Source organism: Methanosarcina sp. 2.H.T.1A.6 (genome assembly GCF_000979455.1).
GTDB lineage: Archaea > Halobacteriota > Methanosarcinia > Methanosarcinales > Methanosarcinaceae > Methanosarcina.
This window is the reverse complement of the sequence record NZ_JJOY01000033.1, coordinates 55,099-68,540: the sequence shown is the minus strand read 5'-3', so window position 1 is coordinate 68,540 and position 13,442 is coordinate 55,099. Positions and strand designations below refer to the sequence as shown.

Here is a 13,442-nt window from a genome sequence, read left to right as displayed (position 1 = left end):
GCAAGCTGGCTTAACGCTGCAGAAATAGAGATCAATGTGATGGATATTGAATGTACTAACAGAAGAATTGGTGACATGGAAAAACTTACACATGAAGTGGGTGCATGGACGAAGAGGAGAAACGAATACGAAAAGAAAATTGAATGGAAATTTACGAAGAAGAATGCCGATGAGAAAATGTCAAAGTATTATGTAGAATAATTAAATTGCCAGGACACTAGTATCACCAAAACAAAGGAATTTGTACTCTGTTTGCAAAATAAGTTTACCTAAATTTTCCGATGTTTTGTAGGACTTACGCAGTTGAACCGAAAATCAATAACATCAAATCCTTAACTCTCTAAAGCAGGAATTTCAACAACAGTGTTTATAGTACTCGATTTTGTACTTGAAGTGTGTAAGTCCAAAATCTAAAAAACAATTGAAAAGATAATTATAAAAGTAATCAAAAAACTAATCAAAAAACTAATCAGGTAATTTGCCAATTACCTGATTTCGGAGTGCAGTTATTCCGCAAGTTTAAGGAATTCAGGGAAGGACTTCTTCCCTGTATTTTTCAATTCCGAGCCTGTCAAGGAGTTCTCCGAACCTCTCTCCGTCAAGGCCTTCTTTCCGGTAATACTCAAAGGTTTTTTCAAGGATTGAGAATAGCTGCGTCTCGTCCGCAAGCTCAAGAAGCTTTGTCCCTTGCCTGGGCTGGCGTCCTGCTTTACCTCCAACAAAGATCGTGCATCCGGTTTTTTCTGCTCTCAGGGCATCTTTCCGGCAGGCTGCAATACAGGCTCCGCAGAGGATGCATTTTTCGGTATCTATACGGGCTTTATCTTCCAGGACTTTTATTGCTCCCACCTTACACGCCTTTTCACAGCGCTTGCAGCCGGCACAATTTTCCTCGAGGATTTCAGGTTTTACCGTGCCCATGACCCCAAAATCATTTTCCTGAGGCCTCATACAGGCTGAAGGACAGCCTGTTACTGCAATCTTGAGCTTTTTAGGGACAGCTTCCCCGAAGTATTTTTCATCGATCCGGCATGCCAGGTTCTGGCAGTCAATCAACCCGTTTCTGCAGACCCGATCTCCCTGACAGGCGACCACGGCTCTTACTCTCTTTCCGGCAGAGCCTCCTGAAATGCCCTGCTTTTCCAGCTCATAGCTTGCTTCTTCCGCAGCTTCAAGTTTGACAAAAGGAATCTCAATCTGCTGCCTTGAGGTTATGTGAACATAACCAGACCCATATTTCTCAGCTGCATCCGCAATTTCCCGCAGTTTTTCGGCGTCCAGATTCCCACTCACAACTTTCAGCCGCATTGAAAACATGTTTTCCTGCCTCTGGGGCAGAAAACCTTTACTTTTGAGTGAAGCTAAATCAACTTTTTTTTCGTTCATACAGGTCACTTCATCGTGTGTGGTCGCGGCCGACATATATAAAACTTGTGTAATAACGGAAAATATACTATCTCCGCTTTTCAGATGAACGAAAAAACATTAAACTGAACGAGTACCATGTAAAGCCCTGTCCCTGCAAAGATGCTGAGCATAGCGTTTCGTTTCCAGAAGTGCAGCCCTGCAACAACCCCTATCGTAAACAGTTCAGGAATCCCGTATGGAGCTGCAAGCCACTGCACATCTTTCAGGCAGTAAATGACCAGCAGCAGGAGAATCATCGGAGGCAGGTTTTTTTCAATAGTTGAAAGTATTGACGGAGGCTCTCTTGAGCCAAAACACAGGAACGGAAGAGCCCTTGTAGCAAAGGTCGCAAGGGCTATTACTGCAATGGTTCCGAGCATTTGCAGGGTATCGGTCATCAACTTTCCTCCCGTGAACCATCTTCAACCGGCTTTGCTGCTGCATGAGCCTGTGCACGAGTCTGTGCATGAGCCTGCCTGATTCCTTTATTTACACTCATATTTCCCTGCACCAACTTTTCCCTGCCCATCAGAACCAGAGTTCCCAGGATAATCGAGATCAATAGCATGTTGTCAGGGCTGAAGAGTATAAGGGAGGTGGCTCCTGCGCCCAGCGCAGCTATGAAGGGGAAGCGTACACTGGAATTGAAATACTGCTCTATGGTCAGTACCACAAAGAGTGCAGTCAGCACAAAAGCCATGCCCTCGAGATTGAGGTCCAGCACGGAGCCAAGCACTGCTCCGAGTACCGAACCTGTGATCCAGTAGAGATGGTCAAGGGCTGCAATGTAGAAGTAAAACCTTGCCTTTGATCCGCCTGCCGGGACTTCGGTTGTAGTCAGAAGGGCATAGGTCTCATCAGTTAATGCAAATATAAGGTAAGGCTTGACCTTCCCAACCCCGGAAAACTTTTCCAGCAGGGACAACCCGTAAAAGGAGTGCCTGAGGTTCAGGAGCAGGGTAGCTATAACAAACTCAGTAAGCCCAGCCCCTGCAGCAAGTAAAGCTACTGCCAGAAACTGGCCTGAACCCGCATAAATGAGGAGGCTCATAAGGAAAGCAAAAATCCAGTGGTATCCGGCACCATCGAGCAGGAAGCCAAAAGCCATTCCGAGGGGTATGTATCCGAGAAATACAGGAACCGTGGTCTTGAGGGCACTCATGAAAAGGTTCATATTACCTTCCCTTATTTCGTGCCTTTTTACCTCCTTTTCAGTCATACTATCTCTTCTGTTACCCTTTTTCCGTAATTTTTCCTGAAGAATGAAAAACATAAATTGTATTTATTATATTTAAATGTAATGAAAAAAAATAATAATTATTGTCAGATTAAGGCAAAACTTGATGATTTATTGTGATTTGGAAGAGCCTTTCAAGCTCCCCTTCAAGGCTGGAACTGACTGATTTCGATCAAATTAAAGCTTAGTCTTCAACCGCACAGACGGGTTTTTAATTGAATTGAATTGGTTCGTAAGGTCTGACCACATTGATATATAAATAACCTCATATTTTATTACATGGGGGTTCTCCAAAGACTGAATGTTTTTATCCTGCTGTTTTTGATACTTTTTATTGCATATATCCGGTATCTGACTGACTATTATATCTTCGAGGACAGGTCTCTACTGGATGCTTTTCTTATCTCTTTAATTGTAGTTTTTCTAGCCTACATAATAAATTCCCTTGCCGAAACCCTCATCCTCAGGAGAGTTTCGACTTCCAAAGATAGATATACTATGCGGAAAGCGATATCTATCCTTGTAACAGTCCTTGCTCTTGCCTCGCTTTTTGCAATCTGGGTTGAGAGGACGACCACCCTGTTTATCGCTTACGGGATTCTGAGCGCCGGAGTTGCAATTGCACTGCAGGACCTCCTGAGGAGCCTTGCGGGAGGAATTCTTATCATCGTATCCCGTCCATTTAAAGCAGGAGACAGGATCCAGGTCGGAGACTGTACAGGCGATGTGCTGGATATAGGAAGTTTCAGCACCGCAGTTATGGAAATCAGGGAATGGGTGGATGCAGACCAGTACACTGGAAGGATCCTCCATATTCCGAACAGTTTTGTCCTCAACCAGACGATAAAAAACTATACAAAAGACTATTCCTTTATCTGGGATGAAATCAGGATTCTGCTAATTTACGGTAGCAACTGGAAAAAAGCCGAAGAGATAATCCTTAAAGCTGCAGATCCGATTGTAGGAGAGTTCGAAAGCCTGGCGAATACTGATCTTCTTCTTATGGGAGAAAAGTATTTCATTACAACCTATGATGTGCAGACAAAACTCTACACAAAGCTGCAGGAAAACTGGATCGAAATGCGGTTAAGGTACGTGGTGGCGCCCAGACAAAGGAGAGCAATAAGCCACCTTCTGGTCTCAAACATTCTTGAGGCTCTCGAAAAAGAAGAAGATATTATGGTAGGAACCGCAGTAGGCATTGATCTTATGAAGTCCCAGACAAAGGATGATGTGTGATATACGGTAGTGAGCTTCAATACCCGAATTGCGCCTCGCCCGAATTGCGCCTCGGGATCGCAGGAAATCGGAGATTTTCTGGGAGTTACGATGTAATCGCAACAGTACGCTGTCTGTTTCGGCAGATTTGCGTCTCTGCATTACGCGGTCTGTTTCGGCAGATTTGCGTCTCTGCATTACGCGGTCTGTTTCGGCAGATTTGCGTCTCTGCATTACGCGGTCTGTTTCGCTTCGCTCAAGCAGACTATTTATGGGTTAAGAAGTGAACTGCGCTCAAGAGGACTAATTGATGGATTGTAGCAGTGAGATTCGCTATGTCAAGTGGTCTGAATAATAAATATTCATGACCAATACAACCTTATTCGCCTTAACGAGTCGTTCCTGTTACGCTCGACGCAGGAGAGCGGCCTTACAAAAAATAGGAAGACAGAAGAAGAAGAAGAAGAAGAGATAAAAGTAACAAGTAAAAACGACTAAGGACCCCTTTAAGAAATTAACATGTAAAAGTGACTAGGGAAACTGATAACTTTCTGCTGTTTTCTGCTGTTTTCTGCTGTTTTCTGCTGTTTTCTGCTGTTTTTTCAGGGCCGCCAGACAAGTTGGCGGAGGCATCCGATAATGCATGAATTTAAAACCGGTTTCTGGGGGTAAATGGAAGTATTTATCGGACATGCAGGATTATTTCTTCAGTTCTTTTATTACCTGGCAGAAGGCCGGTTGCAGCCCTGTGTGGTAGGGGAAAATAATCCGGAAATACCATTTCCAACGTTCTGGATAATATCAAAAGATTAATAGGAGACTGCCAGGATTTTTCGTCAGATTTTTTCTGGTTCCTGCACATTTCAATTCATTAGCCAATCAGAGGAAAAGGAAACAGAACTTCATGTTGCCGGGCTAAAGGTTTGAAGAACTACATAAAATAAAGAACTGCATAAAATGGGCTCAAAGCTCGAGATTCCTCCGAAAATCCGTATTGAATTCGGAACCTTTCCGAGCTACTGTATTTAACTGGAATTTCTCCGGGTCGTAGCATTTGAGTCAATGTTTTCCTCTATTGGAGGAATGTTGAGGATATGGAGTTGTGGAGGCCTGATACCATTCTTCTGGAATTCTATCCAGGTTCTTGTGTGTACATCGGATTCAAACTTGAATTCATCTCTTAGATCATTTACATATGCTTTAGCCCTTAACCTGGTATAAAACGGAAGAGCTTTGTGCAGCAGGGTAACAGGTCTTTTTTTTGAGATGTAAACATATTTGGAGCTTACAACTGCTTCCCGTAAGATCCTCATTGCAGGCTCTACATCTGACTCTCCTGCAATATACAGGTCTATTACAACCATCATTTCCGAAGCCCCATAATTTCCACTGGCAACACTTTCATTGAATATCAGGCTATTCGGAGCCGTGACAGTATTATCATCCGGGGTGACCAATTTCGTTGCCCTTAGCCCTATATCAGTGACTTCACCATAATAATTTCCAAGGGCGATTTTATCCCCTATCTGGTACGGTTTTTCAAATGTAATTACAATTCCTCCGACAAAGTCTGCAAAAAGGTCTTTAACTCCAAAACCGATGGCTGCACCCAGAAGCCCTGTAAGGAGGAACAGTTCCGGCCCGAAAATTATGAATATTTGCCTAAAAATATAATAAAACGCCACAATATAGATTACAAACTTTACCACAGGGATAATCAGTTTTACTTTTACCCTTCCACTTTGGTTCATTTTTTCCGAAAGCTTTGATAAAAGTATGGTAATAACCCTGCCGAGCACATAGGCAATGGAAAGAATCAGGAACATAGTTATGAGGGTTTGAGTATCTATAGACCTGATGGTTTCCAGAAATTGCTGCGCACTTGTGTCTCCATTTGCCATTTACCACACCAGCCTCAGTTTTTCCATATAAGCAACGACGCTGTGCAGGGCTTCAGGCCTGACACGGAAGGAACCGACTTCATCTTTAAAAATTAGTTCCTGATTTAGAAGCCTGAAGATAATTTCATCCGTTCTGAATGCAGAACCTATCATTTCGGCAATTTCGGCTTTTTCCAGAGCCTGGTATGAAAGGATCAGGCTTAAAACAAAGGCTTCTTCGTATTCAAGCTCTATATCAAATGAAAACTGCCCTACATCTTCAGGCTGTATCCGGGGATAATCAAGCCCAAGCTCCCAGATCTTCCATGCAATGCCGGGGTTGCCTTTTGATTCCTGGTAGATCTTTTCAAATACCCGGTCTTCAGCAGTTTGTGTTTCTTTCTTATTCAGGAGGCGGCTCTTAAGGTAAGGGGTGTTTATTTTCGGGATCGTGAGGAGGATTTTCCTGCCAAGCGAGGAAAACTCAAGCGGATATTTTACAATGTATATGAGAGGCTCTTCTTCGGACTCTTTACCGTTATAAAATCTGATCTCCGCTTTTCCATACCTTTTGAAGATAAAGAGCCTGAGATTTTCTTTCTCGAAGGCAGGGATGAAGATCTGTACCGGAAAATACCTTTCGAGCCCGAAGGCTTCGTTTAAGTATCTCCAGGAATAAAGGTTCCAGGTAGTGATGAATAGCCTTTCCTGAGAGCTTATCATGTCCAGAAACTCATAAAATATGTCAAAACCGCCGGGTTTTCTCATGTACAGATAGTGGCAGTTGTCAAAGAGCGCTATTCTTTTAGCGTCATCCGGAAGGGAAATCTCCTTTCTGTCCCGGACAATTTCGGAAAAAGTGATTCCTGTAGCCCTGCTTAAATTTATCTTCTCTATTTCACCAAGCAGAGTAGTCTTTCCTGCAAGAGTCCCGGCTACTATGGCTATATTCAGTTTTTTCCCGATCTCATAATCAGCAATTGACGCCTGTATTTCTCCGATTTCGTCCCGCAGTCCGAGAACCTCGACGAAACCGTTTTCTTCAGAGCCGCTGTGCTGAGTCCCCACTGTATCCCCTATTTTATATTCCCTGTATTGTACTTAATAGATACTGCTGATATTTTTGCCAGAATTAAGTTATTTTCAGGAACAGGACTCTTTAAGGTAGTCGCAGGACTTTTTAAGGTAGTCACAGGAATCTTTAAGGTACTAATTTAGTGGAAACGAAATTCGGCTGGAACTTTTAAATATTTATAGCCATTTATAGAGTCTGAAATTTATTTTTAAAAATTTACTCCTCACTTTATTTACTCTATTGAAACCCCCACACCCTTTCAGGAGAAATAGCTGTGGATGACTGGATGATTTCAACTCTTATCCTTTTTCTTGCCCTCCTTATAGTTTACCTTCTCGTTAAATACATCAAATTGAAAGGCAGGGTAGAATCCCGTGCAAGAGACCTGTATGAAGCCTGGCAGACCCGGGAGATGGAACGTCAGGTCTCCGAAAAAGCTGATACTCTCTTCAGGACCTGGAAACTTGACGAGGAGACAAAAATCCGCCAGGATGCCGTAAAGAAAAGTGAAGCCGTAATCCGCGGCAAGGTCACGGAACATCTGATCCCTTATTTCCCTGAATTCGAATACAACCCCAAGGACGCGAGATTCCTCGGCACTCCTGTGGACTTCATTATCTTTGACGGCCTTTCCGAAGGAGAAATGAATAAGGTGGTCTTTGTTGAGGTCAAATCAGGAAAAACCTGTGCTCTTTCTCCGAGAGAAAAGCTTGTCAGGGAGTGCATCAACAGAGGAAAGGTCAGTTATGAGATCATTCACAACCGGGAATAATTCCCTTTTGTTAACTTTTTTCCCGGACCGCTTTATAAAAATCAATAGTTTTATCCGTGTAAAATTGATAGTTCTATTCGATGAATGACCGACATGAAACGGAAAGTACGGGTCATAATTCCATGAATCGTGTTCCCGGCTGGAATGAAGAGCTTGAATCAGCATTTTCTGCCTACAAAGGTCCATACATTGCCGGAAGAGTCGTATCCCGGCATAAAACGGTCTGTGAAATTCTGATTCCAGGTGCTGTCGTACAGGCAGGAATTTCCGGGGCACTCCTGCGAATTGGCAAACAACCGGTAGTAGGGGATTTTGTAGTTTTACTGGACCAGCCGGAACTGGGCTCACGCATAATTGTGAATATCCTCCCCAGAAGGACCTGCCTGTCAAGAGGGGCTCCGGGGGATGGGAACGGGGAGCAGGTGCTTGCTGCAAATCTTGATACTATCTTTATTGTAACTTCAGTGGGAAAAGACCTTAACCTTCGAAGGCTTGAAAGGTATCTTACCGTTGTGTATTCCTCCGGGGCAAGCCCGGTAATTTTGCTGAACAAAATCGACCTTGCGGATGACCCTGTCCTGATAACAGAAAAAATACAGTCTATTGCAGGGGACGTTCCGGTTATTCCTTTAAGTGCCCTTTCAAAAGACGGGCTTGATGCACTCAGTCCTTATCTCAACCCCGGGGAAACAGTGGCACTTATAGGTTCCTCCGGCGTTGGAAAATCCACGCTTATCAATGCTTTTTTCGATGAAGCTATCCAGAAAACCGCGGATATCCGAAAAGACGATGAGAAAGGAAGGCACACAACCACAGTCCGCCAGCTATTCCTGCTTCCCAACGGCGCAATTGTTATAGATAACCCGGGGATCAGGGAAATCCAGCTTGGAGACTCTTCTGACGGTCTTGAAAAAGCATTTCCCGATATTGTCCATGCAGCCCACAGCTGCCGGTTCAAAGACTGCACTCACCTTGATGAGCCTGGCTGTGCTGTCCTGCAGGCAGTAAAAGACGGGCTTATTCCGGAGGAGAGGCTGGACAGCTATCACAGGTTAACCGATGAACTCATATTCCAGTCGAAAAAATCCGAAATCGGCCTGAAGCGGCTTGAGAAAGAAAAATACAGGGAAATTGCAGTGACCATAAAAAAATATAGAAAATTTACGGGAAAACCGTAAGCTGAATGATCTGCATGAACTCAACCGGAATCACCTGAATTGTCCTCCAGAACAATCTGAAACCCTGCCATATCTTCCGATTCTGAAGTTTCAGTAAAAGAGCCCGGAGATTGTCTACAGGATTGTTCAGTGGGTACCGTGACTCTCACCGGCCGCCGACAGTGGCCGGCTTTCTCAAGAATAATATTTGAGCTGAATACGAAAGGTTGCAGGTTGCAGGATTTGTTTTTCAGCTTAAACCTGGATAACTTTGTTTGTTAATCTTATTTTACTTTCGGATTTACTCCAGCTTTTCTCCCTCGACATAACACCCAAAATAAGTATTTTGCTCCACCTTTTTAAGGATACTGTTAATGCTTTCCAGTGTGGCTTCCATCTTATCCATTCTCTTCTCGATCTCCTGCAGTCTGGCAAGAATTTCATGATCCGTAGTCATAATTTCAACCCCTTATATATCTACTAAAGTTAGCATATTAGCATAATAGAAGTTTCTGATGTATATTCCAGTATATTCTGCAATGTTCTTATAATCAACGTAAGACCTCATTGCTGGCTGATATAAATAAAATCAAGGTCTATTTTTATCGGGAAATGGAATAAGAAAGGGGAAGAAAAAACAATGTTGAGAATTGCAGTAACCGGCAGTCCCGGTGTTGGGAAATCAACAGTTGTGGCAAAAGCTGCCGAAAAACTTGCCGATCAGCCGGGCTTCAAAATAGGCGGCATCCAGACAACCGAAATCCGAAAGGAAGGCACAAGGGAAGGCTTTTCAATTCGAGACCTTGCAACCGGGGAAACCGGCATTCTGAGCAGCGTCAAAGGCAGCGGCCCGAGAGTTGGGAAATATCACGTCAACCTCGAAGACCTTGAAAAGATCGGAACAAATGCTCTCAGGAATGCCCTTGGTTGTAACCTGATAGTTATCGATGAAGTAGGGCCTATGGAGCTCAAATCCGGGGCTTTCATTTCGGCAGTTGAAGCAGTCCTGGAATCCGATAAACCGGTTCTGGCAGTGCTGCACAGGTCAAGCAGTCACCTGCTGGCTCAGAGGATAAGGAAAGAATTCGAGGTTTTGACGGTTGATGAGGGGAACCGGGATGAACTGCCTGAAAAAATCGCTGCCAGGCTGAGATAAAGGAATCAGCATTTTCCGGTCAATATTTAACACCAGGGTTGCCGGTTAATTACCCCTCATAGATGTCTAAAAAATGAATAATTGGGTTTTATTACTATGGGAGCGCAGAGGGTCACGAATACCCTGACCTTTACAGGCTGTCCGACAATTACCTAAGGTAATTGTCGGACAGCCTGTTTAGGGTGGGGTGGCCGCACGCAATTTGATTTAAGTCCGAAACTATAAAAACGGTTTTATAAGGAGTCCGAACGGGTTTTGTAATGAATCTTATAAGTTTTCTTGAATTATTACTCATTCGGACTTGATTTCTGCAAACCCGTTCAGAACTTCCGTTATCCCGTTCATTCAGTGATAATATCTACAAGTTCCAATTTTTCCGATCCGCCTTTTACTGTCATCTCCAGAACCGGACCTGTTCCGGCAGCATAATATTTGTTTTCCTCGATGCCAGGCTCAAGAGGGGTCCATTCTTTTGTTTTCAGGCAATCCTTAAAAGAACCGTAAGCAACGGAAACCGATTCGTTCAGAGCGATAACTTCAGCCATATCTTCTGCTTCACCAGCCAGGTACTCCTGCCGATAAGCATCGCCGACCTGAGGTTTTCCTTCCATTAGAATTCCAGGTTTGGCTCCGTCAACGCCAGCTTCCCAGGAACCTTCGGTACTTACCACCTCACCTTCATCATATTCTCTGGAATCCTCCCCGAAGTACCAGACATTCCCATCCCTGTCCTGAGCGTACCAGTCAAAAGTCTCTTCGGTCAATTCCCCATCTTCAAACACCCGGTCCCGGACAACAATTGTATTTACTCCCATTACCAGCCTGTTTTCATTGGTTACAAAAACCTCATCTCTTATCGTTTCGTCTTCAGACTCACCTTCATAGACAAAAGTTGTGCCCGGAGTCAACGGAAAATAAGGATTGTCTATAACCTCAATAAAATCATCAGGATTTATGACAGGGTTGTATCCACTTTCCCCTTCTGTTTCCATTGCTCCTTCCGTTACCCCTTCAGTTGTTCCTTCAGTTGTTCCTTCAGTTGTTCCTTCAGTTGTTCCTTCGGTTACTCCTTCGGTTACTCCTTCAGTTACCCCTTCGGTTACTCCGCCTTCTGTTTCATTCATTGTATCTTCTTCAGGTACATTTTGAGAACAGCCGGAAGCAAATAACATTGCTGCAATAAGCACTACAGTGACAAAAAAACTGAATCTTTTAATAATCCTCACCCCAGTTGTTTAATTTTAAAATATTATTGCATATATGCCCAATACCCAACTATGCAATGATGCACCCATCCAATGATGCAACAATACATATTATAAATGATATATTTAATCAATCTGATGTAAGGAGTTTGGAAAAGAATAAACCTTATCTTTTTCCCCTCAACTTTCCAACCACGCCAGAGAAATCAAACTCATTTTCAGATGTTTCTTTTTCCTGCTCTTTCTTTTGTACCCTTTCCAGTCTTCTATCCACTATGTATTCTCCAATAGGAGTGACAAAACCAATCAGTATCCCCAACCCTATAAAAATATAAATAATTGTAAAAATCTTCCCGTAGTTGGTTTCGGGGGTAAAATCTCCATACCCCACAGTCGTCAGGGTGATAACCGAAAAATAGAGAGAATCAAGCCAGCTCCAGCCCTCAACAGAATGGTAGAAAAAAGTACCTATTACAAGTGTCAGCGCCGCGATATACAGGAGGGATCGGAACTTCTCGTCCTCAAGCATCTTTCTTAGCACTCTTAAAAATGCCAGTAAAGTTAAGAGAAACGGAATCGTAGTCTTTTCTCCCCCAACAAATTATATTATCCAATTCCAGATACATCTGAGCGAGCAAAACCCTGAGCTCTTCAAAGTTGGAACTCTAATGGTGAAAAATTGGTTCGTAACCTCTCCCCAACTATATATTTCCAATCAAGGGTTAAAAAGACATCTATCCGGGTAAACTCTTGATTTCAGTCTTTTTGATCGATTAATCCCAATATTAGAAATCACTGATCAAATCCCAATACTATAACTGCTTTCCCTTAAAAACACCGGCACTCGTTGCGATCCCATTTCCTGAAACCTTTCCCGAGAAGGTACAGTGCAAAAGGAACCAGCAACAGATCCACAAGCGCATAGTACGAACCAAACATGGACAGGATTATATTAAGCATCAGGAGCGGCATGACTGAAAGCGTATAAATGGCAAAGGTCTTTCCGTTGTAGAGGTTAATAGAGGGGGAAAGCCCTGTCAGGTAAATGAGTACAGAAACCATATAAAATGAGATCGTAAGGAAGAGCAATAGGGACGGGACCAGGGAAGAAGGATCTTTTTTAAGGGCGAGCATTGTAAGAATTGTCAGGGGAATCAGGTTAAGGATAAGGTAGCTGTTCAGTTTGCTCTTTATCATGTCAGAGGCTTTCAGGGGGAGAAAGGCATAGGAAGCAAAAATATCGTACTCGGTAAGCCAGTTGTACATTGAAGATGATAGCACGCCGAGCACCAGGGCAAAAAGCGTAAGTGTGCTCAAAGCCGGTATAACCTTTCCGAGAGCTGACAGCAGTGTCCAGACAAGTAGAAGAGGCAGCACGAAAGAGAATATTATTTTTCCGAGCCCTCCTTCACTTCTTTTAAGGTCAATGGAATCTTTTGCAACAAAGGCTGCGTATCTGTATGAACCCAGATACCTGCAGAGCTTTGAAAAGGAATTGGAAAAGCTCTTTTGAGCCTGTGGAAAGTCGATTTTCAGGAAAATAAGCGACAGAGCTGAAGGAACAAGGATCAGAACACCGGAGAGCAGAAGCTGGTTTTCGGACTGAACAAGGAAAAAGGAAAAGCTTGGAAGGTCATAAAGGGTTCCCTGGTTAAGGTTTCCTGAGATATGGAGCAGGAGAAAAGAAGCAGCAAACAGGCAGAAAAGCGAGATCTTTCCTGAGTGTGCATAAACAGTAGACAGGAAGAATATTGCAGAAATCCCGATCATAAAGGAAAGGGAAAGGGTCAGAAGAAGAGTCATAAGGGTTGAAAGAGCACCGAAATTGCCCGCAGAGACAAATTCTGCAGCAAGGGCAAAGCCTGTGACGAAGGGCAGGATGTAAAAGATAAAATAATATACGATATCTTTTCCCAGGAAATTGGCAAAGATAAACCTTTCAGAAACAGGAAGCACTCTCGAAGAATATGCAATCAGGCTTGCCTGCCCGAAGCGGCGGTTCATTAATTCGCGGCCCATAAGCCCGAAAGCACCTGCCATAGCTCCCACAAGCAGGAATAAGTAATGCATCCCAAGGGCTATCTGGACGTCGGTGACGATATCCCTGAACACAGGCAGGACCAGGCTTACAAAAAATGTAAACAGAAAAATAAAGACTGGAAAGAGGGCAAAACCGCTGTGCCCGAAGAGACTTGAGTGCATTCGCCACTCTTCTTTAATCATACTTTTGAAGATGTCAAACATAAAATCCCTGCATCTTGTTGTTTTTGGTACTCACAATTCTTCATGCTTGCTATTTTTCACACTTACTTTTTTATGCTTGCTATTTTTCACA

At 43.4% G+C, this 13,442-nt stretch carries 13 protein-coding genes and 1 pseudogene; 5 read left to right on the top strand and 9 right to left on the bottom strand.

Translation table 11 applies throughout. The features are described 5' to 3' along the window. A pseudogene (locus tag EO98_RS19170) lies at positions 1-201 on the top strand (IS630 family transposase); the annotation flags it as partial. A gap of 327 nt (positions 202-528) precedes the next feature. Here EO98_RS19170 and EO98_RS09935 read toward each other — a convergent pair. The 3 genes from EO98_RS09935 to EO98_RS09925 all read right to left on the bottom strand — a co-directional run bounded on the left by EO98_RS09935 (position 529) and on the right by EO98_RS09925 (position 2,626). Next, entirely contained in the window at positions 529-1,386 is an 858-nt protein-coding gene (locus tag EO98_RS09935; RefSeq protein WP_048139775.1) for a 4Fe-4S binding protein, read from the bottom strand. A gap of 80 nt (positions 1,387-1,466) precedes the next feature. Next, entirely contained in the window at positions 1,467-1,805 is a 339-nt protein-coding gene (locus EO98_RS09930) for a branched-chain amino acid transporter permease (protein WP_048139773.1), read from the bottom strand. Continuing rightward, the gene (locus tag EO98_RS09925; RefSeq protein WP_082098560.1) at positions 1,805-2,626 is read right to left on the bottom strand and encodes an AzlC family ABC transporter permease; all 822 of its coding nucleotides are present in this window, start codon (positions 2,624-2,626) and stop codon (positions 1,805-1,807) included. The genes EO98_RS09930 and EO98_RS09925 overlap by 1 nt, the downstream gene beginning before the upstream one ends. Positions 2,627-2,923: 297 nt before the next feature. On the opposite strand from EO98_RS09925, the gene EO98_RS09920 reads away from it, so the two are divergent. Further along, positions 2,924-3,883, top strand: a complete 960-nt coding sequence (locus EO98_RS09920; RefSeq protein WP_048139769.1) for a mechanosensitive ion channel family protein — start codon at positions 2,924-2,926, stop codon at positions 3,881-3,883. Between the two features lie 1,004 nt (positions 3,884-4,887). Here the strand turns inward: EO98_RS09920 and EO98_RS09915 are convergent. After that, positions 4,888-5,763 carry a mechanosensitive ion channel family protein gene (locus EO98_RS09915; RefSeq protein WP_048139767.1) on the bottom strand — a complete coding sequence of 292 codons (876 nt, stop codon included), beginning with the start codon at positions 5,761-5,763 and terminating at the stop codon, positions 4,888-4,890. After that, the gene (locus EO98_RS09910; protein ID WP_048139765.1) at positions 5,764-6,810 is read right to left on the bottom strand and encodes a hypothetical protein; all 1,047 of its coding nucleotides are present in this window, start codon (positions 6,808-6,810) and stop codon (positions 5,764-5,766) included. A 281-nt stretch (positions 6,811-7,091) separates the two neighbouring features. Between EO98_RS09910 and EO98_RS09905 the strand changes: the two genes are divergently transcribed. Together EO98_RS09905 and rsgA are read left to right on the top strand one after the other, a co-directional pair. Then, on the top strand, positions 7,092-7,589 hold the full coding sequence (locus tag EO98_RS09905; protein WP_235283564.1) for a Holliday junction resolvase-like protein: 498 nt from the start codon (positions 7,092-7,094) through the stop codon (positions 7,587-7,589). Positions 7,590-7,669: 80 nt separating this feature from the next. Further along, the gene (gene rsgA, locus EO98_RS09900; protein ID WP_048139763.1) at positions 7,670-8,767 is read left to right on the top strand and encodes a ribosome small subunit-dependent GTPase A; all 1,098 of its coding nucleotides are present in this window, start codon (positions 7,670-7,672) and stop codon (positions 8,765-8,767) included. A gap of 280 nt (positions 8,768-9,047) precedes the next feature. Here rsgA and EO98_RS18450 read toward each other — a convergent pair whose 3' ends face one another. After that, on the bottom strand, positions 9,048-9,203 hold the full coding sequence (locus EO98_RS18450) for a hypothetical protein (RefSeq protein ID WP_156161102.1): 156 nt from the start codon (positions 9,201-9,203) through the stop codon (positions 9,048-9,050). 183 nt (positions 9,204-9,386) lie between these two features. Here EO98_RS18450 and EO98_RS09895 point away from each other — a divergent pair, with 183 nt between their 5' ends. Next, positions 9,387-9,902: an NTPase gene (locus EO98_RS09895; RefSeq protein ID WP_048139761.1), complete on the top strand. Its 516-nt coding sequence runs from the start codon at positions 9,387-9,389 to the stop codon at positions 9,900-9,902. A gap of 341 nt (positions 9,903-10,243) precedes the next feature. Here the strand turns inward: EO98_RS09895 and EO98_RS09890 are convergent, their stop codons facing one another. The 3 genes from EO98_RS09890 to EO98_RS09880 form a co-directional block, all read right to left on the bottom strand. Continuing rightward, a complete protein-coding gene (locus EO98_RS09890) occupies positions 10,244-11,089 on the bottom strand; it encodes a hypothetical protein (RefSeq protein WP_052734491.1) in 846 nt (281 codons plus the stop codon). Positions 11,090-11,273: 184 nt separating this feature from the next. Further along, the gene (locus tag EO98_RS09885) at positions 11,274-11,648 is read right to left on the bottom strand and encodes a potassium channel family protein (RefSeq protein WP_235283563.1); all 375 of its coding nucleotides are present in this window, start codon (positions 11,646-11,648) and stop codon (positions 11,274-11,276) included. 287 nt (positions 11,649-11,935) lie between these two features. After that, on the bottom strand, positions 11,936-13,309 hold the full coding sequence (locus EO98_RS09880) for a hypothetical protein (protein WP_235284785.1): 1,374 nt from the start codon (positions 13,307-13,309) through the stop codon (positions 11,936-11,938). Positions 13,310-13,442: the final 133 nt, after the last annotated feature.

Bases quoted from the DNA above. Each gene is read 5' to 3' on its own strand.
- EO98_RS09895 (WP_048139761.1), top strand. From the start codon at position 9,387: ATGTTGAGAATTGCAGTAACCGGCAGTCCCGGTGTTGGGAAATCAACA.
- EO98_RS09920 (WP_048139769.1), top strand. From the start codon at position 2,924: ATGGGGGTTCTCCAAAGACTGAATGTTTTTATCCTGCTGTTTTTGATA.
- EO98_RS09915 (WP_048139767.1), bottom strand. From the start codon at position 5,763: ATGGCAAATGGAGACACAAGTGCGCAGCAATTTCTGGAAACCATCAGG.
- EO98_RS09935 (WP_048139775.1), bottom strand. From the start codon at position 1,386: ATGAACGAAAAAAAAGTTGATTTAGCTTCACTCAAAAGTAAAGGTTTT.
- EO98_RS18450 (WP_156161102.1), bottom strand. From the start codon at position 9,203: ATGACTACGGATCATGAAATTCTTGCCAGACTGCAGGAGATCGAGAAG.
- rsgA (WP_048139763.1), top strand. From the start codon at position 7,670: ATGAATGACCGACATGAAACGGAAAGTACGGGTCATAATTCCATGAAT.
- EO98_RS09930 (WP_048139773.1), bottom strand. From the start codon at position 1,805: ATGACCGATACCCTGCAAATGCTCGGAACCATTGCAGTAATAGCCCTT.
- EO98_RS09925 (WP_082098560.1), bottom strand. From the start codon at position 2,626: ATGACTGAAAAGGAGGTAAAAAGGCACGAAATAAGGGAAGGTAATATG.
- EO98_RS09880 (WP_235284785.1), bottom strand. From the start codon at position 13,309: ATGCACTCAAGTCTCTTCGGGCACAGCGGTTTTGCCCTCTTTCCAGTC.